The following is a 20,989-nucleotide window of genomic DNA, read 5'->3' as shown; positions in this document are numbered from 1 at the left end:
TGTGGCCTAAACCGCCCTCAAGTATAAAGCGTGGCCTATGGCATTAATTCTGACTACCCCTGGCTGTGAGATGAAGCCATGCGGCGGTGAGAATGGCGACGCTCAGACCAATCACAAAAGCGGTGGCATTGCCCACGGCAGGGCCCAAAAGGGAGAGGATGAAGGGGGCAAAGAACCCAAGGTAGGTCAGTGAATAGAACACCCCCGTTGCCGCGCCAAGCTCATTAGGGTCGGCGATAGTTTGGGTCTCGGCGAGTCCGCTGAGCATTCCAATTCCGTAGGAACAGCCCATCGCGATGCCGGCCACGGGCAGCAGATACACGGCCCACCTCTGGTGTGTGGATGCCACGATGATAAGACACAAGGCCATTCCGCAAGCAGCCAGGAGCATTCCGTGTACAGGAGTAAGAGTCACCCGTCCGGCGACCTGCTGGATTACGACTCCGCTTCCCATCGTCAGCATGGCAAGCAGTCCGGCTACCAGGATCGGCCGGTGCAGATGCTCGCTTAACTGAGCTGGAAGAAACACAAACGCGGTGGTGGGTGTTCCAAAGACCCAGGGCGCATAAGCGGCTACGCGAAGATAGCGCGGCGTGAGCACACTGCGCGGAAACAAGGCACGGCGGGTAGAAGGGGCATTCTTGTGCTCCGGCACAGTCCACACAAGAGGAACAACTACGAGCGCTAAGCCAATGTGAAAGAGATAGGGCACGACTGTGGGCCACGGCAGAAACTGTGCGCACACTCCGCCGACACCAGGTGCAAGAGCGAAGCCGGCAGACAAGGCGATGGAGGAGCGCTTGGCGCCGACAGTAAGGCGCGTGCTCAGCTCTTTGATCCAGGCAGCACCAGAGGACATCGCGAGGCCAACAGCGGTCCCAGCGCACAGGCGACCAATCAGCAGAGGCAGGAAAGCGCCTTGAAAACCCAGCAGAAAAATAAGTGAGCCCGCAGTGGTGGTAAGTACGGCTGGGCGCATGATGGCGCGCCTGCCCAGCGAATCAGACAGGGGGCCGCCGAGAAAAAGCGCCACCATGATGCCGAGGGCATAGACTCCGAACAGGAAGGTTGTGTGCAGAACCCCTAAGTCGGTGGTGACTTGGTAAACCACCACCATGGGGGCGAAGAGGTTGGCGCCGCAAGCAACAAGGAACATGCCGAGGGCTACTCGGAACCACTTCTGAGAAATCATGCGGACCAGTCTAGTGTGCTGAATCACAGTGCAGTGGCTTAACGACGGAGTCAGGTGCGTGCGGTAGGCGCAAAACTGACAAAGATTCCTCATCCGCTTGCAGGATCGGTGCCGACTTTTGGCAGATCGGCGGGGTGCTAGCGCTCGTGCCTATCGGCGAGGGTGGGAACAGCACTGCTGTGCGGTACTGCAGGAAGCCTGCGCAGTGTCGCGGGGAGAAAAGTAGACAAAACGACGAAGCTCCCCCGTCGCAATGGCGGGGGAGCTGCCTTTAGGGTTTGCCCAAAGGCTTAGAGGTTGAGGTCTGCGTCAAAGTCTGCAGTCTCAAGGCGGTCCTTGATGGTCGTAATGAAGCGACCAGCGTCGGCACCGTCAACCACCTGGTGGTCGTAGGTGAACGGCAGGTAGCACATCTGGCGGATAGCGATGGCGTCCTGGCCGTCCTCGGTCACCACAACTGCACGCTTGGTGATAGCTGCGGTGCCCAGGATGCCGGCCTGCGGCGGAACCAGAATCGGGGTATCCAGCAGGGCGCCTTCGGAACCGATGTTGGTCACCGTGAAGGTGGCACCGGTCAGATCGTTCGGCTTGAGCTTGTTGTTGCGAGCCTTATCAGCCAGCTCTGCAATCTGCTGCGCAATCTCCGGGAGAGTCAGCTCCTGAGCCTTGTGGATGACCGGGGTCAGAAGGCCCTTCGGGGTGTCCACGGCGATGGCCACGTTCACGTCAGCGTGGTAGGTCATCTCCTTGGTCTCCGGGTTGTAGGAGGCGTTGACGTTCGGGTGGGACACCAGTGCCTCAACGGTGGCCTTCACGATGAACGGCAGGAAGGAGAGGTTGGCCTCGTACTTGTCGATGAACGCCTGCTTGGACTGCTTGCGCAGGTCCCAGATGGCGGTCATATCGACTTCTTGGACGTGGGTCAGCTGAGCGGAAATCTGGAGAGCCTCAACCATCTTGGACGCGGTGATCTCACGGATACGGTTGACCTTCTGGGTAGTACCGATGAGCTCCTGCTTCTCCGGATCCACGGACTTGGTGGACCAGCGAGCGCGCGGGTTGGAGGAGCCGGTGCCAGCGGAGGATGCCGGAGCCTCGCCCTCGCCAGCGGCAGCCAGAACATCCTGCTTACGGATGCGGCCGCCAACACCGGTGCCGGACACGGTGGACAGGTCCACGCCGTGCTTCTCAGCCAGCTTGCGTACCAGCGGGGTGACGTACGGGACGTTGTCGCCGTTGTTGACCTTGGTGGAGGTCTCGGATGCCTTCGGCTCGGAGGACTGGGAGGAAGCAGCAGGCTTCTTCTCCTCTACCTTCTCGTCAGCCTTGGGCTCTTCCTTCTTCTCTTCTGCCTTCGGCTCTTCCTTCTTTTCTTCCTTGGCAGCAGGCTTCTCGGAGGATGCGGCGGAGCCGTCGCCAACGCGGGCGATGACGGCGCCGACGTCGACGGTGTCGTCTTCATCGGCGAGGATCTCAAGGAGGGTGCCGGCGACTGGGGACGGGATTTCGGTGTCGACCTTGTCGGTGGAGACCTCGAGCAGCGGCTCGTCGACCTCGACGGTGTCGCCTACGGACTTCAGCCACTGAGTAATGGTGCCCTCGGTAACGGACTCGCCGAGCTCCGGCATCTCTACGTCGGTAGCGTCGCCAGAAGCAGCCGGCTTGTCTTCGGACTTCTCTTCCTTGGCTTCTGCCTTCGGCTCTTCCTCCTTCTCTTCAGCCTTGTCTTCCTTAGCAGCAGGCTTCTCGGAGGCTGCGGCGGAGCCGTCGCCGACGCGGGCGATGATGGCGCCGACGTCGACGGTGTCGTCTTCATCGGCGAGGATCTCAAGGAGGGTGCCGGCGACTGGGGACGGGATTTCGGTGTCGACCTTGTCGGTGGAGACCTCGAGCAGCGGCTCGTCGACCTCGACGGTGTCGCCTACGGACTTCAGCCACTGGGTAATGGTGCCCTCGGTAACGGACTCGCCAAGCTCCGGCATCTCCACGTCGGTAGCATCGCCCGACGGAGCAGCCTCAGACTCTGCGTCCTCAGCAGGCTTATCCGGGGTCTCCTCAGCCTTCTCGGAAGAATCCGCGGATTCAGAATCGCCAGCGGCCGGAGCGGACTCGTCTTCGTCACCAATGATGGCGATGACCTCGCCGACATCGATGGTGTCATCCTCATCAGCCTTGATTTCGAGGATGGTGCCGGAGACCGGGGAGGGGACTTCGGTATCGACCTTGTCGGTGGAAACCTCGAGCAACGGCTCGTCAGCCTCAACGGTGTCACCAACGGACTTAAGCCACTGGGTAATCGTGCCTTCGGTTACGGATTCGCCCAGTTCGGGCATCACAACGGAGTGTGCCATAAGTTATAAGACTCCTCGAAAGTTGAAAGTAGTGAAACGCTAGTGTTCGATTCTACAGCGTGCCCGCAGACAGTGCGCACGGGTGGGGTGAATTGGGGCACCCTCGACACGGGGTAGGCTGGGGAGTCATGTTCAACCCCTTCCGACGCAACAGTTCCCGATCTCAACTGCGCCCGCCCCGCGCACCGGGGGAGACCATTCGCGCGGAGGACGCTCAGGAGCTTCAGCGCTGGGCACAGGGCCGTGCGTATATCGAGGCCTTTGTGGAGCCCGAGACTGTGGTCAATGAGATGTCCGTGGTTGTCGTCGATGAGAACGGCGCCTTCATCCGACGTCGCATTGGCGGACCGAAGGGCATAGATGCAGTAGCGAAGCTATTGCGCTGCGATATCTACGACGTGGAGGAAACCGGCTATCCACAGCGAATGCGGGAGCGCATCGAACGCGAGCGCATCTTGCGCAAGAGGGAAGAACAGCGCGAACGCCGCGAGCGATTTGAGCAGCGCCGCCAGCAGAACGAGGGTTAACGGGGGCCTAACCCTTCACGCTTAACCTCTCACGATGGTGGCGCCCGCCTGAGCAAGTTCCTCAAGTGCGGCCTCGCCCCGGGCCTCATCAACTGGTGAGCAGTAGTCCGCCAGCACACGCACAGTGAAGCCTTCCTTCACGGCGTCGGCAGCCGTGGCGCGCACGCAGTGGTCCGTGGCGATTCCGACGATGTCTACGTCGGTGATGTCGTGCTCGCGCAGCCAATCCGCCAATGAAACACCATCTGCCGCGCCTTCGAAACCGGAGTAGGCCGCGGTGTATTCGCCCTTGCGAAAGTAAGCCTGTACAGCGCCGATGGATTCATGCATTGCAGCGCCGAAGGAATCAGCCACGCAGTGCACAGGCCAGGAATCGACAAAGTCCGGGTTCTCAGAAAAGTGTGAACCTGGGTCAATGTGCCAATCCTGGGTAGCTACCACGGTGTCGTAACTGGGCTGGAGAGCGCCGATACGATCGGCTACCTCGTTGCCCTTCTCGGTGGCGAGAGCACCGCCCGGGCAGAAGTCATGTTGGACGTCGACGATGATGAGTGCGGGCTTCATGCATCACAATTCTATACGCTGGGTCGGGATGAAAACTCCGATTCCTTTTTATTTAGAGAAGATCCTGAACTCCGTACGCGACGAAGACAGCGGTGAGGTAGCGGACTACATTCCGCAGCTTGCCGACGCCAACCCGGACCAGCTCGGCGTCGCCCTGTGCTCCGTCACCGGCCACCTGTACAGCGCCGGTGATGCGGAGAACCGCTTTACTATCCAGTCGATTTCCAAGCCCTTCATTTATGCGCTGGCTCTGCAGGAGCTAGGCCTGAGTGAGGTGCGTGAAGTGGTGGGACTTGAACCTTCGGGACAAGCCTTTAACGAGCTCTCCCTGGCCAAGGACCACCGCCCCGTCAACCCGATGATTAATGCCGGTGCCATCGTGGTTAACCAGCTGATCAACGGCGTGGACTCCTCCGTAGAAGACCGTGTGGAGCGCATCCGCAGCTATGTCTCGAAGCTGGCGGGGCGCGAGGTGAGCGTCGATAAGCGCCTGTGTGATTCCGAACTCGAACATGCCGAGCGCAACCTCTCGATTGCCCATATGCTGCGCTCCTACGGGATTATTCAGGATGATGCGCACGACGCTGTGCTGTCCTATACCTCGCAGTGCGCGCTGTCTGTCGACGTTCGTGACTTGGCCGTCATGTCCGCCACGCTAGCCAATGGTGGACGTCAGCCGGTGACGGGGGAAAAGATTCTTGATGCCGACGTCTGCCGCCTTACGCTGGCAGTGATGAGCTCGTGCGGCATGTATGACGGTGCTGGTCGCTGGATGGCGGAGGTTGGTATCCCCGCTAAATCTGGTGTGGCTGGTGGGCTTATCGGTACCCTTCCTGGCCAGCTCGGCGTGGCTACTCTGTCGCCACGTTTGGACGAGCAGGGCAATAGTGTGCGTGGTACCGCTATTTTCCAAGAGCTGTCCTCGGACATGGGCTTGCACCTCATGTCTACTGATAACCGTTTTGGCGTGCACCCAGTGCGTAGCGTGGACGAGGACGACGAGACCGCGATTATCCGACTCCAGGGTCACATCAACTTCACCGCCACCGAAGCTATTCTCTACGAGCTGGAGGAGCGCCAGTTCTCCGGCAAGCGCCTCGCGCTCGACTTCTCGCAGGTCTCCGGCCTCCACACGGTGGGTCGCCGCATGCTCAAGGAGGGCCTGCGTCGCCTGCGGGAGGGCGGCAACGAGGTGGCGCTGGTCGATGACAACGGGCTCGTCACCGACCGCGCCATGTCCGACGGAACGGTCCTTCCGCTGGCGGACAAGGAGGACTACGTCATCGCCGGCGAATCACTCTAGGCTTCTGCAATCTCGCGCAGCGCCGCCACCACGGTGCGCACCGGCACACCGGTGGCGCGCTTCGGGGTGTAGCCGCGCGGGGCAGTACCGTTCCAGGATGGGCCGGCGATGTCGATGTGAGCCCACTCGATGCCCTCGCCCACGAACTGCTTGAGGTAGGTACCGGCGAACTCCATGCCGCCTTCGCGCTTGGCGTTGATGTTGCGGATATCCGCGGCCTGGGACTTGATTTCTTCGTCGTGCTCCTCCAGCAGCGGCATGGCCCACGCGTTCTCGCCGACCTCGCGGCCGATTTCTGCGAGGCGATCGCGGAAGACCTCAGAGCCCATGATGCCCGAGGTACGCGCGCCCAGCGCGACGATCTGCGCACCGGTAAGGGTAGCGGTTTCGATGAGGTAATCCGGCTTGTCCTCGCTGGCGCGGGCAATCGCATCCGACAGCACGAGTCGGCCCTCGGCGTCGGTATTGAGGACCTCAGAGGTCAGGCCGCCGTAGTGGGTAATCACGTCGCCTGGGCGAGTGGCGTTCGCGCTCGGCATATTCTCTGCCAGCGGCAGGGTAGCGGTGATCTGGACTGGCAGCTTGAGCTTGGCCGCTGCGATGATGGTGGCCGCCATGGCTGCGGATCCACCCATGTCAGAAATCATGTCCCACATGCCGTTGCCCGGCTTGAGGGAAATACCGCCGGTGTCAAAGGTAATGCCCTTGCCCACGAGAGCCACGTGCTTCGTGGCCTTCTTTGGCTTCCAGCTCAGGCGTACCAGGCGCGGCGGGCGGGCAGAGCCCTTACCCACGGCGAGGATGCCGCCGAAGCCCTGCTTCTCTAGCTGCTTCTCATCGAGCACCTCAACATCGAGGCCGGCCTCCTTGGCCTGAGCAGACAGGAACGCGGCATAGGACTCGGGGTAGAGCTCGTTGGCCGGAGTATTGACTAGGTCGCGGGCCAACAGAACGGACTCGGCCACGGTGCGGGCAGCCTCGAACTCCTCGGTGGCGGACTTATCAGCCACGACGACGAAGGTGGCCGGCTGCTCTTCGTCTTTGAGCTCGGTGGAGCGGATGCCGCGGTAGGAGTAGCCGCCGAGGATGAGGCCCTCAACTGCAGCGGAAACGCCGAAGTCCGCCACAGTCGTTACGATGGTGCCCACGCCTGTGGTGGCGCGGGCAGCGCTGCCGGCGGCGCGGCGCAGAGCTTCATCGTCGAGCGCTTCAACATCGCCCAGACCCAGCGCGATGACCTGTGCAGCACCGGCCTTCTGCGGGGCGGGAACCTTCACGATCTCTCCGGCCTTGCCGGTCGCACCCACAGCGGCGAGAGCCTCATACGTCGAGCGCAGTGCGGACGAACCGAGCAGGGACGAGCCCGGAACCTCGAGGCCGTCTTCGCCAACAAAAGTGGCGATCAGCAGGGCGTCTGCCTGCTTGGGTGCCTTCTTGGCCAGCTCTACGGTGGGGAAAGAGCCGCGTGCGGGCAGTTCGAACGTGGAAGAAGCCACGATGTCCTCCTTGAGAAAGTGACAATGGGATACTCCTCACACCCTACCCGCGGTAGTGGCTGGTGCCGCTCAGGGGCGAAACTCTTGTATTTCTGCAGTCCTATAGGCAGCTAGGGGGTACGCTGTGAGGCATGTTGAATTACACCGTGACGCGAACTGAAAACCCCACCTCCCCGGAGCGCCTACAGGAGATTCAGGCGAACCCGGGCTTTGGCAAGTACTTCACCGACCACATGGTGACCATTGATTGGACCGAAGAGAAGGGCTGGCACGATGCACAGGTGCGCCCCTACGAACCGTTCAGCATGGAACCGGCGTCCACCGTATTCCACTATGGCCAGGCCATCTTCGAGGGCATCAAGGCCTACCGCCAGCCGGATGGCAGCATCGCCACCTTCCGCCCCGATCAGAATGCGCAGCGTCTGCAGGCTTCCGCTGAGCGCATGGCCATGCCGCAGCTCCCAGAAGAGGAGTTCGTAGAGTCTCTGCGCCAGCTTGTCGACGTCGACCAAGCCTGGGTCCCCGAAGCAGGCGGCGAGGCAGCCCTGTACTTCCGCCCCTTCATGATCGCTACCGATGTATCCCTGGGCGTGCATCCGGCGAACTCCTACCGCTACGTTGTGATCGCTTCGCCTGCAGGCGCGTACTTCTCCGGCGGCATCAAACCGGTGTCCGTTTGGCTATCCACCGACTATGTTCGCGCCGCCCCTGGTGGCACCGGTGCTGCAAAATTCGCTGGCAACTACGCCGCGTCCCTCCTGGCTCAGACGCAGGCAGCAGAAAAGGGCTGTGACCAGGTGGTCTGGCTGGATGCCATCGACCGCACCTACATCGAGGAAATGGGCGGCATGAACCTTGCCTTCATTTATGGCGAAGAGGACAACCAAACCCTGGTCACTCCGGCCCTGTCGGGCTCTCTCTTGCCGGGTATTACCCGCAAATCCCTGCTGCAGGTGGCTGAAGATATGGGGCTCAAGGTCGAAGAGCGCCGCATTACCTACAAGGAATGGGCCGACGATGTCGCCTCCGGCGCGATGAAAGAAACCTTTGCTTGCGGCACCGCCGCCGTCATCACCCCAGTGGGACATGTTATGGGCAATGATGTGGACTTCCACATCAACAATGACGAGGCCGGTGCGACCACCATGGCCTTGCGTGAGCGTCTCACCGGAATTCAGCGCGGCGCCGTGGAGGATATCCATGGCTGGCTGCACACGCTGGTGGAAGCGAAGTAATCTCGCCTTCTAGCTAAGCTCAGCGGCCAGCTGCACGAGCGGTAGGGCCGCGAGCGCGCCTAGGGGGTAGCCGGCGCTCAGGTTGAGGTCGAGGAGCGGGCTAAGCTCCAGCTCCTTGAACGCGAGGGCCTGCGCCGGTTCGGGGGACGTACTTCCCGCACGCAGCCAACCCTTGACACCGGGGGCGCTGCGTTCCGCGAGGACGGCTGCGGTGGCGGCCAGGGGGCCGGCGATAAGCACCGGCGTTCGCCGCAACGCTGCCTGTGCGATGAAACCCACCAGTGCTGCGAGGCTCGGGGAGCCAATGGTCTGCACGACCTTCCAGCCCTCAAGATTGCGGGCGCGGAACATAGCATCGCGCACAATCGTGACGCGGGTCTTCCACATCTGATCAGTTACGCCACCACTGGTGCGTGTGCCCAGAATGGCTACCGGTTCTGTGCGGGTAATGCGGCCCATGACCGCAGCGGCGACGGTCTCTCCGCCAATGCCAAAATCGGAGGTAAGGAGAAAATCTGCACCGGAATCCACTTCACGATCCGCTGTCTTCTTACCGAGCTCAACGTGGCGCTCGAGCTCTTCGGTGGACATGGCAGGCGCGACGTCAATAGCTGCTGCTTCGGCGCATTCAATGAACTCCACGCCGGCCTCCGCGCGGTGAGCTGCGGTGCTGATATCGTCACGCCAGCGCGCTTCGTCGGCACTGCTGTATGGCCCGATTCCGATGCCGTCGATGGTGCGATCCGCAATGCCGTGTGCGCCGGCGAACACTAGTGCGCGAGCGCGGGTGAGAGGCTGAGCCTTCTCGGAATCCTGCGCAGCAGCAAGCCATGCGGCGATCTCCGCAAGACGCCCTGCTTCATGAGGGGACGTGCTGCGCAGCTGTGGAATGGCGGTGAAATCAGGCATGAGTACTCCGAATTAAACGGCGGCTCCGCGCTCTACCTGTGGACGCGGGGTACGCCACTTGCGTGGCTGGGAAGCGCGGGAATAAGCGTAGAAGCCCAAGCCGAAGCCAGCTTCGGTGGTGCCCGGGAACTTCAGGCGCACAGCGTTGTTGCACTTGCGCGACAGCCAGATACCTTCGACAGCGAAGACCGCGATGACCACCATGGAAGCGATGGAGATAATGTTGGCCAAGTTCGGATTCCTGCTGCTGACGAACAAAAGCACAAAGAGCACGATGGCGAAGGGCATAACCCACTCGTTGAGGAAGCGGCGCGCATCTACCCAGTCACGCACGTAGCGGCGGACCTCACCTTTGTCACGGGCGAGGAGGTAGCGCTCATCGCCGGCAGCCATGCGTTCTTGTGCTTCCTTATTACGCGCGCGAGATTCTTGGCGCTCCTTGCGCTTATAGTCCTTCCACTCCTCCTTGGACATGGAGGCCTTGAGCTCCTTGCGGTGCTGATGGCGCTGGGCATCAGACATACCCTTGGGATCGCGCTTGACGCCGCGAGCGATTTCCTGCGCATCGCGTTTAGGGGTAGGGCGGCCCTTCGGCGGCGTGTAGCCCTTGCGGTGCGGTTTCTCGGCGGCGGCCTTCTCCTCGGGAGCCGGGGTCTGCTCGGCGGGGGAAGGGGTCTTTTCGTCTTTTTGCCACGGAAGTTTCACGATGTTTAGCGTACAAGGTTGTCACAACATTCTGGGAATAGGCCCGCCCTCATCGTCGTTGGGTTAAGTGACACGACACCAGTGCAAGCGAGACATCCTTTCTTCCTTCCGCGTGAGGGGGTAGGGTGGGCTCCAGAAAATTCCGTACATATTAAGAGGAGAAACCATGACCGCTCCCGCGTCTGCAACCGGAGTCATCCTGACCGACGCCGCTGCCGCCAAGGCAAAGTCCCTGCTTGAGCAGGAAGGCCGCGACGACCTGTCCCTGCGCATCGCCGTCCAGCCAGGCGGTTGCGCTGGCCTGCGCTACCAGCTGTATTTCGACGACCGTACCCTTGATGGTGACAAGGTCGACACCATCGGTGGCGTCAATCTCGTCGTAGACAAGATGTCCATCCCGTACCTCACCGGTGCCAAGATCGACTTCTCTGACACCATCGAGGCTCAGGGCTTCACCATTGACAACCCGAACGCGGGTGGTTCCTGTGCTTGTGGTGATTCCTTCAACTGATTTCCGGTTGAAGTCAGCGCTATAGAAAGCGGCGCTGTAGGCAGCAATAAAGCCCTCGCCGTGGTGGCGAGGGCTATATGCGTTTTAGAGCTTCACTGGGTAATCGCGCTGCTCAATCTGGGGATCGATGCGATCCTCCACAAAGATGCCGTGCCAAATCATAAACGACAATACGGTCCACAGGCGGCGGGAGTGATCGGAAATACCGTCGCGGTGCTCCTTGAGCATCTCGAGAACTTCCTTCTTGTTGAAGATGTCCTCGGTCTGGGACTCCGTAATCTGATCCTGTGCCCAGCCGAAGAGCTCGTCACCAGCTAGCCAGTGGCGCATTGGTACTGGGAAACCGAGCTTCTTGCGGTGTAGTACGTGCGGGGGAACAATCTGCTCCATCGCCTTGCGTAGTGCGTACTTGGTGGTGCCATGGGAAATCTTCAGCTCGTGTGGGATCGTCTCCGCAACCTTGAAAACTTCCTTGTCCAAGAAGGGAACGCGCAGTTCAAGGGAGTTGGCCATGTTCATCTTGTCGGCCTTGACCAAGATGTCGCCGCGCATCCAGGTGAAAAGGTCTAGGTGCTGCATACGAGCTACCGGGTCGAAGTCCCGCGACTGGGCATAAATCGGGGCGGTGACCTCTCGGTGATCCCACTCGCGCTTCGCCCAGGGAAGAACGCGCTGCAGCTGCTCAAAGTTAAAGGAACGCGCATTGCCGTAGTAGCGCTCTTCCATAGTCATAGAACCACGGTTAAGTAGGGACTTGCCCTTCATACCGTCGGGAAGCACCTGCGAGAGCTTGCCCAGCCCCTGGCGAAGTGGAGAAGGGATCTTTTCAAACGGTGCAAGAGATAGCGGCTCCTTATAGATGGTGTAGCCGCCAAAGAGCTCATCAGCGCCTTCACCAGAGAGCACCACCTTGACGTGCTTGCGGGCTTCCTGGGCTACGAAGTAAAGCGGTACCAGGGACGGATCCGCCACCGGATTGTCTAGGTACCACATGATTTTCGGCACGGCGTCGGCGTACTCCTCCGGGGAGACGATTTTGACGATGTGCTCCACGCCGATGGCTGCGGCGGACTCAGCAGCAACGTCCACCTCGGAGTAACCCTCACGCTCGAAACCTGTAGTGAACGTGAGCAGGTCTGGGTTGTGGCGCTTAGCCAGTGCCGCGATGGCGGTGGAGTCAATACCGCCGGAGAGGAACGAGCCTACGGTCACATCGGCACGCATGTGCTTCTCGACGCTATCCTCCAGCGCCCTCGCAATCTTGTCGAAGAGCTGCTGTTCCTCGCCCTGCTTGACGGGTTGGATGGGGAAGCGGGGTGAGAAGTAACGTTCGGCCACTACTTCTTCGCCTGGGCGCAGCGTGACGGTGCAGCCGGACTCGACGCGTCGAATGTTGGCATGCAGAGACTCCGGTTCCGGAACGTATTGCAGGTCGACGTAGTGCTCAATGGCGCGCTTATCAAGGCCCAGGTCTAGACCCAGCGAGTCTGCCATGCTGAGGATGCACTTCATCTCAGAGGCAAAGACCGTGCCTTTGCTCGTCGTTGCATAGTAGAGCGGCTTAATGCCGAATTGGTCGCGAGCAGCAAACATAGTGCGGGTTTCGGTATCCCAAATAACGAAGCCGAACATGCCGCGTAGGTGCTCGACGACGTCCTTGCCCCAGTGGTGATAACCCACAACGATGGGCTCGCCATCGCCTTGAGTATTAAAGGAATACCCTGCAGCGGTGAGCTCTTCACGAAGTTCGACGTAGTTGTAGATCTCGCCGTTAAAGGTCAGAGCGTAGCGCTCGGGGTTATCTTCTGGACCCCAGCGCAAAGGTTGGTTGGAGTGCTCCAAGTCGATGATGGACAGGCGGTTGAAGCCGAATGCAGCGTCCTCGTCGTGCCACGTGCCGGCTGCGTCGGGGCCGCGGTGACGCATGCACTGCAGGGACTGTTCGAGGGCTTCGAGGTGCTCGGCGGCGTTGCGATCGGCGCTAAGCAGCGTGCAGAGTCCGCACATAAACGTGTTTCTCCTTATATATGAAGGTTCATCTGCGACACACTTTACGGCCGTGTCTCAAGGATCTGCGAACCCCGCGCCGCGCTCCCCGTTAGGGTGCGAACTTTCGGATGATGGAGGGGGATTGGCCTTGTGAATTGAGTCATAGGGGGCAGGGGGTGGGTGGGGGAGCGGGAGTGATCTTGTGCAGGTGGGCCTGTAACATCCTGTTCGTTCATTATTTATGGAGCGAAATCATCCCCTCATCAGGCCAGCGAAAAGGTCTGAAACTCGAGCGTGATGCTCTATCCTAATTGGGTAGGAATGCTCCATGAGTATTCGAGAAGTTTGTGTGCACAGAAAGGCAGAACACACGTGGGACAGCGTAAAGAACGCAATCTCGCCCGCAAGGCTGGTCTAGCAGGCGTCATCGCCATGGGCGGCCTCGCTCTGGCGGGTTGTGATGTCGCAGCGCCGACCGCCGTGGAGAACCTCCTCGGTTTCGGCTGGCCAAAGGGTATTACCCCAGAGGCTGAATCGATGTACAACTTCTGGATTTGGGTCTGGGTTGCAGCTTGGATCGTTGGCTTCATCATGTGGGGTCTCTTCCTCACCGCCATTTTCCGCTGGAACGCAAAGAAGGCAGAAAAGGCTGGCAAGGGTGAGTTCCCGAAGCAGCTGCAGTACAACGTGCCGCTCGAGCTGGCGCTGACCATCATGCCGATTCTCATCATCATGGGTCTGTTCTTCTTCACCGTTCAGGCGCAGCAGAAGGTCACCGCACTGGATAAGAACCCAGAGGTTACCGTTGACGTGACTGCGTACCAGTGGAACTGGAAGTTCGGTTACGCCGAGAACAAGGTAGACGGTGAGAACTACGACGGTGCTGACACTGAGCGTCAAAAGCTCGCTGAGGAGTCTGCTACCGACCCAGAGGGTACCCCGAACCCGAACCCGATTCACGGCAAGTCCACCGGTGACATTTCCTACCTCAACTTCAACAAGATTGAGACCGTAGGTTCCACCGAAGAGATCCCGGTTCTGGTTCTTCCGGTAGATACCCCGATTGAGTTCCGTCTTGCATCCGGTGACGTATCCCACTCCTTCTGGATTCCGGAGTTCTTGTTCAAGCGCGATGTCTACGCGCATCCGGAGGTTAACGCACAGGAGCGTCGCTTCCAGGTAGAGAAGATTGAGGAGAAGGGTGCCTTCGTTGGCCGCTGTGCGGAGATGTGCGGTACCTACCACGCCATGATGAACTTCGAGCTGCGCGTCGTTGACCGCGCTGACTTCAATAAGTACCTCAAGTTCCGCGAAGAGAACCCGGAAGCTACCAACGCTGAGGCCCTTGAGCACATCGGTGAAGAGCCTTACGCTGTGACCACGTCTCCGTTCAACTCCCTGCGCGATACCCGCGATGCCGACAACTTCGTCGACACCGCTGAAGCGGCATAAGAAAAGGAACTGATACACAATGCGTGCAACATCTAAGGTCTTTTACGCCATTGCGACCTACCTCTTCGTGTCGCTCATCGTTTACGTCATCGGCGTGAACTACGTCAAGGATGACGGCTACCTCTACGGCCCTGAGTGGGTCGGCATCGTGGGCATGATTCTCGCTATGCTCCTGTGCCTCATGCTCGGCGGCTACCTGCACTTCACCGACAACCGAGTCGACCTAGCTCCGGAGGACTGGGAAGAGGCGGAGACCGAGGACAAGGCCGGTATTCTCGGCTTCTTCTCTCCGAACTCCATTTGGCCGCTAGCCATGACTGGTTCTATTGCGGTTCTCGGCCTCGGTATTATCTTCCTCTACTTCTGGATGATTGCCTTGGGTGCAGTCCTGCTCGTTGCTTCTGTAACCGGTCTGTCCTTGCAGTATGGTCTGCCGAAGGAAAAGCACTAAGAGGTTCCTTCTGCCGCTCCGATAAGCGCCACGACTTCTCGAGCCCTCGCCTCCTTTATGGAGCTCGAGGGCTTTGTCGATCGTCGAGTCGGATAGCCCTCAAGAAAGTTCCCATCGTCGCGCAAAAATTTCTCCAATGGGGGAGCGGTGGGGTGTCTCCCCCGTATGGCAGCGCCGTCTTTGAACCACTTTCAGCACGTAAAAGCCTATTTTCTTCGGGGGTCAACCGAAAGTTGCAAACCTGCACTGATCTACTGTTTGGGCTTGTGATTTATCTCATTGAAAGAATCGCGCCAAGTGCTTGCGGAACGAGCCGGCACGTTACCCATTCCTTTCGACGGCTATGGTGCTCTATGGGTAAGGGGTCGTGCTACCTGCATTAATGGGGCGTCGGAAAGCGTGGCGAAAAGTTCCCGTGACTTTCTGTCTTGAAGAATCGTGGAGCAGATATGGAATGGCTGTGAAGGTCTAGCTTGCAGCCTCCAAAAATCGGGGGGAATTGAGATGACTTATACGTCTTAACCGGCCATACTGTTATGCGTGACGAGCGTAGTTTCTAACCAAGGTATGGCAGCACCACGTGTTGCCGCGCTGAACCGACCCAACATGGTCAGCGTCGGCACCATCGTGTTCCTGTCTCAGGAATTGATGTTCTTTGCTGGACTGTTCGCGATGTGGTTTACCTCGCGTGCGAACGGCCAGGAGGGTGACTGGGCTGAGCACACCGCGCACATCAACGTGCCGATGGGCTTTGTCATCACGACTGTTCTGGTTCTCTCCTCCGTGACCTCCCAGTTCGGCGTCTTCGCAGCAGAAAGGGGTGACGTATACAAGCTCCGACTCTGGTACTCGGTGACCCTCGCGTTGGGTGTTGTCTTCTTGGGCATCATGGCATTCGAGTGGACAGAGTTGATCATGGCAGGTGTGACTGTTCAGTCCTCCGTGTTTGGTTCGGTCTTCTACATTCTGACCGGTTTCCACGCGGCCCACGTGACTGCAGGTCTGATTTCCTTCGGAATCATCTTGGCGCGTATTGCCCGCTCCAAGTTCACGCCGGCACAGGCAACCGCAGCGATGGCAGTGTCTTACTACTGGCACTTCGTTGACGTTGTGTGGATTGGCGTTTTCGTAGTCATCTACCTAGTTAAGTAGGCCGTCAGCGCCGGAGCTTCCGGCCTACAGCCATTCACTTCCATGTACGAGTTATCTAAAGGAAAATGATGGATAACATCCAGCAGCCCGCCGCAGTGGAGGAGACCACTGCCGCGGCTAAGAAGACCCGCCGTCGCCGTAAGGCGAAGCGCACGCTTGCTGGCGTCTTCGCACTGAGCATCGGTCTCACCGGCGCAGGTGTCTTGGCTTCCGCCCTGACTCCGGACGCTCAGGTGGCTACCGCTGCCAAGGATGACCAGGCTCTCGTTCAAGAGGGTAAGGACATCTACGAAGTCGCTTGTATTACTTGCCACGGTGCGAACCTTCAGGGCATTGAGGACCGCGGTCCTTCCCTCGCCGGCGTTGGCGCCGGTTCTGTGTACTTCCAGGTGCACTCCGGCCGTATGCCGATGATGTCCAACGATGCACAGGCTGAGCGCAAGACCCCGCGTTACACCGAGCAGCAGACTTTGGCCCTTGCGGCATATGTTGCTGCCAACGGTGGTGGCCCGGACATTGTCTACAACGACGACGGCTCCATTGCCCAGGAATCCCTTCGTGGTACCAACTACAACGGACAGATTCAGGCAGAGGACGTTGCCAAGGGCTCCGAGCTCTTCCGCATGAACTGTGCGTCCTGCCACAACTTCACTGGTCAGGGTGGCGCACTGTCCTCGGGTAAGTTCGCTCCGCCGCTTGCTCCGGCCAATGAGCAGGAGATCTACCAGGCAATGCTGACCGGTCCGCAGAACATGCCGAAGTTCTCTGACCGTCAGCTGACCGCAGATGAGAAGAAGGACATCATCGCCTACCTTAAGTCTGCGAAGGAAACCCCGTCACCGGCAGGTTGGGACCTTGGCGGTCTCGGCCCGGTGGCTGAGGGCCTGGCAATGTGGATTATCGGCATCAGCCTTCTGTGCGTTGCCGCAATGTGGATTGGATCTCGCTCATGAGCAACGTAAAGAAGAATTACTCTCGCAAAGAGCTCGATGCTATGAGCAACGACGAGCTCGCCGCTCTCGGTACCGAGCTTGACGACGTCACCGTTGCGTTCCGCAAGGAGCGCTTCCCAGTCGAGGGTGACCCGGCGGAGAAGCGTGCCGCTGCCAACATCACCTTCTGGCTCGTTATTTCCGTGCTGATGGGTATCGCCTTCCTTGGCGTTTACCTGTTCTGGCCTTGGAAGTACAAGATGCTAGGTGAGGATGGCCTGTGGTGGCACACCCTGTACACCCCGCTTCTCGGTCTGACTTCCGGTCTGTGCATCTTGGGCCTTGGCTTCGCCATCGTTCAGTATGTGAAGAAGATTCTGCCGGAAGAGATTTCCGTGCAGCGTCGCCACGATGGTCCTTCCGACGAGGTTGACCGCCGTACCCTCACCGCTCTGCTAAATGACTCCTGGAACACCTCGACTCTGGGTCGTCGTAAGACCATCATGGGTCTGCTTGGTGGCGCCGGCGTTCTCTTCGGCTTGACTGTCATTGCCCCGCTCGGCGGCGCAATCAACAACCCGTGGAAGAAGCGCCACGAACTGGACTACACCGGCGACGGCACCCTGTGGACCTCCGGCTGGACCATGCACGAGAAGGGCGTCAAGCTCTACCTTGCTCGTGACACCGGTACCATCGCCGAGAAGCACGCTGGCGAGTCTGGTGAGCACTACACCACCCGCGGCCTTGCCCGTTTGGTGCGTGTTCGTCCGGAGGACCTTGCTGCCGGCGGCATGGAGACTGTCTTCCCGCTCGCAGCGGAGGACGTCAACGATGGCGCTGAGTGGTCCGAGGATAAGGACGTGTACGAGAATCACATGCACTCCATTCACGGAAACCGCAACGCTGTGATGCTCATTCGTCTGCGCAATGATGATGCCAAGAAGGCCATCGAGCGTAAGGGCCAGGAGGACTTCCACTACGGCGACTACTACGCCTACTCCAAGATCTGTACCCACATTGGTTGCCCGACCTCGCTGTATGAGGCACAAACCAACCGCATTCTTTGCCCGTGCCACCAGTCGCAGTTCGACGCTCTGCACTACGGTAAGCCGGTCTTCGGTCCGGCCGCCCGTGCACTGCCGCAGCTGCCGATCGAGGTGGACGACGAAGGCTACATGGTTGCCAAGGGCAACTTCGTTGAGCCCGTCGGACCTGCATTCTGGGAGCGTAAGTCATAATGAGTAATAAACTTGCCAAGATGGGCAACAACATGGACGAGCGCTATTCTGCCGCTGGCGTCCTGCGTACCCAGCTCAACAAAGTCTTTCCGACTCACTGGTCCTTCATGCTCGGTGAGATGGCGCTGTACAGCTTCATCATCCTGCTGCTGACCGGTATCTACCTAGCACTGTTCTTCGACCCTTCCATTACGAAGGTCATCTATGACGGTGCATACACCCCGTTGAACGGCGTCGAGATGTCTCGCGCCTACGCAACTGCACTGGATATCTCCTTCGAGGTGCGCGGCGGCCTCTTCATCCGCCAGATGCACCACTGGGCAGCACTCATGTTCATGATGTCCATGATTGCTCACATGCTGCGCATCTTCTTCACCGGTGCGTTCCGTCGCCCGCGTGAGGCTAACTGGATTATCGGTTGCGCGCTCATCCTGCTGGGCATGATCGAGGGCTTCCTCGGCTACTCCCTCCCGGATGACCTGCTTTCTGGTGTCGGTCTGCGAATCATGTCTGCCATCATCCTGGGTCTGCCGATTATCGGTACCTGGCTGCACTGGGCCATCTTCGGTGGTGACTTCCCGTCCGACCTGATGCTGGACCGCTTCTACATCCTGCACGTGCTGGTTATCCCGGGCATCATCCTGGGCCTCATCGCAGCCCACCTCATCATGGTCTGGTTCCAGAAGCACACGCAGTTCCCTGGACCGGGTCGCGCTGAGAACAACGTTGTCGGTGTCCGCATCATGCCGGTCTTTGCCACCAAGGCAATTGGTATGGGCATGATGGTTGCTGGCGTACTGGCACTCATCTCCGGTCTCATGACCATCAACGCCATCTGGTCGCTCGGACCGTACAACCCGTCCCAGGTGTCCGCTGGTTCCCAGCCGGATATCTACATGCTGTGGACTGACGGTGTTGCCCGTGTCATGCCGGCATGGGAGCTCTACATCGGCAACTACACCATCCCGTCCGCATTTTGGGTCGCCCTGCTGTGTGGTCTCATGGTTATCTTGCTCTTCGCCTACCCCTTCATTGAGAAGAAGCTGACTGGCGACGACGCCCACCACAACCTCCTGCAGCGCCCGCGCGACGTTCCGGTTCGTTCCGCAATCGGCGCGATGGCCATCACCTTCTTCCTGCTGGTCACCCTCTCCGGTGGTAACGACCACGTGGCTAACTTCTTCCAGATCTCGTTGAATGCGATGACCTGGGTTGGCCGCATCGGTCTTATCGTCCTGCCTCCGATTGCGTACTTCATGACCTACCGTATTTGCGTTGGTCTGCAGCGTTCCGACCGTGAGGTATTGGAGCACGGTATCGAAACTGGTGTTATCAAGCAGCTTCCGAACGGTGCCTTTATCGAGGTTCACCAGCCGCTTGGCCCAGTTGATGACCATGGCCACCCGATTCCGCTCGAGTACGCCGGTGCTCAGGTTCCGAAGCAGCTCAACCAGCTGGGTCTGGCTGACTCCGAGACCCAGGGCATCTTCTCCCCGGATGACGCTGGCATCATGTCCCGTGCACAGGAAATCCGCGAAGAAAATCACGCTGAGGAGGCGGAGATGTTCCGTCAGCTCAACGAGGCTAACCGTCGCGACGATGAAGAGAACGGGCGCATCTAGCGCCACCTTCTGAAACACGCTCACTGAGCCCGCTTCCTTCCTACCTAGGAGGGGAGCGGGCTTTTGCGATCCTTGGGGACGCAATGCTTGGCGACGTCCCTCTTGACCATCCTGCATGTGGTGTTTGTCACAGTGTGGTGTGGGGTGTTTGATAATTTGCCGTCTATATATGGTGTTGGCAAGAGTATGTTCGAATAGGTGTGTTGTTTTGGTCTAGTTGTGGCGGTGTGGTATGGGGCCTGGTGTGGTGTTGGGGTGGTTGGGTAGTGTGGTAGATAGAAAGCATGTTCGCATTTTCTAGTATTTAAGGGGGTGTCACCATGGTGGCAACCACAACTACTTCTTCTTCTGTTCCGTTGGCGTATTTTTCTCATTCGAATCCTGATGATCCGGTATGTGTTGCGGGGATGTTTCTGCGGCGTGCGGAGTATGAGTTCTGGTTACATAATCTTCCGGCTTTGGAGGCTGATTCTGATAGTGAGGTGATGAAGCTTTCGGTCAAGACTGCTAAGACGGCAAGGCAAGTCGCGAAGAATGTGATGGGGGTTCTTCGGCTAGAGGAGTTACCGAAGGTTAAGCAGCTGCAGGATTCTAAAGCCTTGTTGGATATGGCGTCGCTGGTGGCGATTGATGAGGTGATGTCAAAGCTAGGCAGCCCCACGAGGAGGGTGGTGGCAGAAATTGATGAGAATCTTTCCTGCTGGTTTGTGCCGAAGCGGCCTAATCAGGTGTTTCCGACAGCGAGTCAGATTCGGCGCCGGGTGCGCGATATCGCCAAAATACTGGATGATTCAGTAGCGTTTCGTGATACGCGCAAGAAGAACCGGTATTCCATCCTGACTAAAGGCCAGCGGGCCTATCTTGAGTTAGAAGTTGATTCCACTGTGGGTGTGGTCATCCACGAGATCATTAAAGAAACCGCCAGAAGGCATGAGGTCTCCATGGCGGATGCCATGGTGCTGTTGCTGTCGGGCAGCCTGGAGCCTGAAGCAGCGAAAGTGGTGGTGCATACTTATAAGGCGTCTGATGTGGAGGGGGTACCGGTCTTTGTTCCGGGGCATGGGTGGCGTGGTGAGGATATTCCAGCAGCCACGGTGGTTGAGCGGGATTTAAGCCAGGTGCCTAAAGCTTCTGATTCTTATCGTCCGTCGGATTTTGTGCGTAAGTATGTTGAGGGCCGTGATGGGACGTGTCGGGCTGGTGGGTGTGATGTGCCGGCGTGGATGTGTCAGTTGGATCATCGGATTAATTATGCCGAGGGTGGGCCAACGCATCCGGATAATCTGGTGTGTTTGTGTCAGCGTCATCACAATATGAAGACCGAGGTGGGGTTGCCCGCAAATCGTGGACACGTAGTGGA

Annotated in this window: 18 protein-coding genes; 11 read left to right on the top strand and 7 right to left on the bottom strand. The window is 59.1% G+C overall.

Features of this window, described 5'->3' with window-relative positions:
- Positions 1 to 43: 43 nt before the first annotated feature.
- On the bottom strand, positions 44 to 1,192 hold the full coding sequence (locus HMPREF2875_RS09855; protein WP_070672706.1) for an MFS transporter: 1,149 nt from the start codon (positions 1,190 to 1,192) through the stop codon (positions 44 to 46).
- A 290-nt stretch (positions 1,193 to 1,482) separates the two neighbouring features.
- A complete protein-coding gene (gene sucB / locus HMPREF2875_RS09850; RefSeq protein ID WP_083311905.1) occupies positions 1,483 to 3,543 on the bottom strand; it encodes a 2-oxoglutarate dehydrogenase, E2 component, dihydrolipoamide succinyltransferase in 2,061 nt (686 codons plus the stop codon).
- Positions 3,544 to 3,671: 128 nt separating this feature from the next.
- On the opposite strand from sucB, the gene HMPREF2875_RS09845 reads away from it, so the two are divergent.
- Entirely contained in the window at positions 3,672 to 4,070 is a 399-nt protein-coding gene (locus HMPREF2875_RS09845) for an oxidoreductase (protein ID WP_070672703.1), read from the top strand.
- A 21-nt stretch (positions 4,071 to 4,091) separates the two neighbouring features.
- Here the strand turns inward: HMPREF2875_RS09845 and HMPREF2875_RS09840 are convergent, their stop codons facing one another.
- The gene (locus tag HMPREF2875_RS09840) at positions 4,092 to 4,634 is read right to left on the bottom strand and encodes an isochorismatase family protein (protein ID WP_070672700.1); all 543 of its coding nucleotides are present in this window, start codon (positions 4,632 to 4,634) and stop codon (positions 4,092 to 4,094) included.
- Positions 4,635 to 4,662: 28 nt separating this feature from the next.
- Here HMPREF2875_RS09840 and HMPREF2875_RS09835 point away from each other — a divergent pair, with 28 nt between their 5' ends.
- Entirely contained in the window at positions 4,663 to 5,937 is a 1,275-nt protein-coding gene (locus HMPREF2875_RS09835; RefSeq protein ID WP_070672698.1) for a glutaminase, read from the top strand.
- On the opposite strand, the gene HMPREF2875_RS09830 is transcribed toward HMPREF2875_RS09835, so the two are convergent.
- The gene (locus HMPREF2875_RS09830; protein WP_070672695.1) at positions 5,934 to 7,433 is read right to left on the bottom strand and encodes a leucyl aminopeptidase; all 1,500 of its coding nucleotides are present in this window, start codon (positions 7,431 to 7,433) and stop codon (positions 5,934 to 5,936) included. The two genes, HMPREF2875_RS09835 and HMPREF2875_RS09830, sit on opposite strands and share 4 nt — an antisense overlap.
- A gap of 131 nt (positions 7,434 to 7,564) precedes the next feature.
- Here HMPREF2875_RS09830 and HMPREF2875_RS09825 point away from each other — a divergent pair, with 131 nt between their 5' ends.
- Positions 7,565 to 8,668 (top strand): branched-chain amino acid aminotransferase, encoded by a 1,104-nt coding sequence (locus HMPREF2875_RS09825; protein WP_070672692.1) that lies wholly within the window; start codon positions 7,565 to 7,567, stop codon positions 8,666 to 8,668.
- 9 nt (positions 8,669 to 8,677) lie between these two features.
- Here the strand turns inward: HMPREF2875_RS09825 and HMPREF2875_RS09820 are convergent, their stop codons facing one another.
- On the bottom strand, positions 8,678 to 9,577 hold the full coding sequence (locus HMPREF2875_RS09820) for a nicotinate-nucleotide--dimethylbenzimidazole phosphoribosyltransferase (protein WP_070672689.1): 900 nt from the start codon (positions 9,575 to 9,577) through the stop codon (positions 8,678 to 8,680).
- A gap of 12 nt (positions 9,578 to 9,589) precedes the next feature.
- Positions 9,590 to 10,282 (bottom strand): DUF3043 domain-containing protein, encoded by a 693-nt coding sequence (locus HMPREF2875_RS09815; protein WP_070672686.1) that lies wholly within the window; start codon positions 10,280 to 10,282, stop codon positions 9,590 to 9,592.
- 166 nt (positions 10,283 to 10,448) lie between these two features.
- Between HMPREF2875_RS09815 and HMPREF2875_RS09810 the strand changes: the two genes are divergently transcribed.
- Positions 10,449 to 10,793, top strand: a complete 345-nt coding sequence (locus HMPREF2875_RS09810; protein WP_039676139.1) for a HesB/IscA family protein — start codon at positions 10,449 to 10,451, stop codon at positions 10,791 to 10,793.
- An 84-nt stretch (positions 10,794 to 10,877) separates the two neighbouring features.
- On the opposite strand, the gene asnB is transcribed toward HMPREF2875_RS09810, so the two are convergent.
- On the bottom strand, positions 10,878 to 12,800 hold the full coding sequence (gene asnB, locus HMPREF2875_RS09805; RefSeq protein WP_070672683.1) for an asparagine synthase (glutamine-hydrolyzing): 1,923 nt from the start codon (positions 12,798 to 12,800) through the stop codon (positions 10,878 to 10,880).
- A gap of 354 nt (positions 12,801 to 13,154) precedes the next feature.
- On the opposite strand from asnB, the gene HMPREF2875_RS09800 reads away from it, so the two are divergent.
- From HMPREF2875_RS09800 to HMPREF2875_RS09770, 7 genes are all read left to right on the top strand, one after another.
- Positions 13,155 to 14,234: an aa3-type cytochrome oxidase subunit II gene (locus tag HMPREF2875_RS09800; protein ID WP_070672680.1), complete on the top strand. Its 1,080-nt coding sequence runs from the start codon at positions 13,155 to 13,157 to the stop codon at positions 14,232 to 14,234.
- Between the two features lie 19 nt (positions 14,235 to 14,253).
- Positions 14,254 to 14,685: an aa3-type cytochrome oxidase subunit IV gene (locus HMPREF2875_RS09795; protein WP_070672677.1), complete on the top strand. Its 432-nt coding sequence runs from the start codon at positions 14,254 to 14,256 to the stop codon at positions 14,683 to 14,685.
- A gap of 567 nt (positions 14,686 to 15,252) precedes the next feature.
- Positions 15,253 to 15,837, top strand: a complete 585-nt coding sequence (locus tag HMPREF2875_RS09790; protein ID WP_210388187.1) for an aa3-type cytochrome oxidase subunit III — start codon at positions 15,253 to 15,255, stop codon at positions 15,835 to 15,837.
- Positions 15,838 to 15,902: 65 nt separating this feature from the next.
- Positions 15,903 to 16,790: a cytochrome bc1 complex diheme cytochrome c subunit gene (locus HMPREF2875_RS09785; RefSeq protein WP_039676130.1), complete on the top strand. Its 888-nt coding sequence runs from the start codon at positions 15,903 to 15,905 to the stop codon at positions 16,788 to 16,790.
- Entirely contained in the window at positions 16,787 to 18,007 is a 1,221-nt protein-coding gene (locus HMPREF2875_RS09780; protein WP_070672674.1) for a cytochrome bc1 complex Rieske iron-sulfur subunit, read from the top strand. The genes HMPREF2875_RS09785 and HMPREF2875_RS09780 overlap by 4 nt, the downstream gene beginning before the upstream one ends.
- The gene (locus tag HMPREF2875_RS09775) at positions 18,007 to 19,629 is read left to right on the top strand and encodes a cytochrome bc1 complex cytochrome b subunit (protein ID WP_070672671.1); all 1,623 of its coding nucleotides are present in this window, start codon (positions 18,007 to 18,009) and stop codon (positions 19,627 to 19,629) included. The genes HMPREF2875_RS09780 and HMPREF2875_RS09775 overlap by 1 nt, the downstream gene beginning before the upstream one ends.
- 320 nt (positions 19,630 to 19,949) lie before the next feature.
- Positions 19,950 to 20,989 (top strand): HNH endonuclease signature motif containing protein (locus tag HMPREF2875_RS09770; protein WP_141754615.1); only part of this gene is annotated, 1,040 nt, incomplete at its 3' end.

It is taken from the genome of Corynebacterium sp. HMSC078H07, from assembly GCF_001812805.1.
GTDB lineage: Bacteria > Actinomycetota > Actinomycetes > Mycobacteriales > Mycobacteriaceae > Corynebacterium.
The sequence above is the reverse complement of the archived record's forward strand: the minus strand, read 5'-3'. Positions and strand labels throughout refer to the sequence as shown.

What these genes read in the sequence shown, in the direction of transcription:
- HMPREF2875_RS09855 (WP_070672706.1), bottom strand. Translation starts at nt 1,192, where the DNA reads ATGATTTCTCAGAAGTGGTTCCGAGTAGCCCTCGGCATGTTCCTTGTT.
- HMPREF2875_RS09795 (WP_070672677.1), top strand. Translation starts at nt 14,254, where the DNA reads ATGCGTGCAACATCTAAGGTCTTTTACGCCATTGCGACCTACCTCTTC.
- HMPREF2875_RS09820 (WP_070672689.1), bottom strand. Translation starts at nt 9,577, where the DNA reads ATGCCTGATTTCACCGCCATTCCACAGCTGCGCAGCACGTCCCCTCAT.
- HMPREF2875_RS09840 (WP_070672700.1), bottom strand. Translation starts at nt 4,634, where the DNA reads ATGAAGCCCGCACTCATCATCGTCGACGTCCAACATGACTTCTGCCCG.
- asnB (WP_070672683.1), bottom strand. Translation starts at nt 12,800, where the DNA reads ATGTGCGGACTCTGCACGCTGCTTAGCGCCGATCGCAACGCCGCCGAG.
- HMPREF2875_RS09825 (WP_070672692.1), top strand. Translation starts at nt 7,565, where the DNA reads ATGTTGAATTACACCGTGACGCGAACTGAAAACCCCACCTCCCCGGAG.
- HMPREF2875_RS09780 (WP_070672674.1), top strand. Translation starts at nt 16,787, where the DNA reads ATGAGCAACGTAAAGAAGAATTACTCTCGCAAAGAGCTCGATGCTATG.
- HMPREF2875_RS09790 (WP_210388187.1), top strand. Translation starts at nt 15,253, where the DNA reads ATGGCAGCACCACGTGTTGCCGCGCTGAACCGACCCAACATGGTCAGC.
- HMPREF2875_RS09835 (WP_070672698.1), top strand. Translation starts at nt 4,663, where the DNA reads ATGAAAACTCCGATTCCTTTTTATTTAGAGAAGATCCTGAACTCCGTA.
- HMPREF2875_RS09775 (WP_070672671.1), top strand. Translation starts at nt 18,007, where the DNA reads ATGAGTAATAAACTTGCCAAGATGGGCAACAACATGGACGAGCGCTAT.
- sucB (WP_083311905.1), bottom strand. Translation starts at nt 3,543, where the DNA reads ATGGCACACTCCGTTGTGATGCCCGAACTGGGCGAATCCGTAACCGAA.
- HMPREF2875_RS09810 (WP_039676139.1), top strand. Translation starts at nt 10,449, where the DNA reads ATGACCGCTCCCGCGTCTGCAACCGGAGTCATCCTGACCGACGCCGCT.
- HMPREF2875_RS09785 (WP_039676130.1), top strand. Translation starts at nt 15,903, where the DNA reads ATGATGGATAACATCCAGCAGCCCGCCGCAGTGGAGGAGACCACTGCC.
- HMPREF2875_RS09845 (WP_070672703.1), top strand. Translation starts at nt 3,672, where the DNA reads ATGTTCAACCCCTTCCGACGCAACAGTTCCCGATCTCAACTGCGCCCG.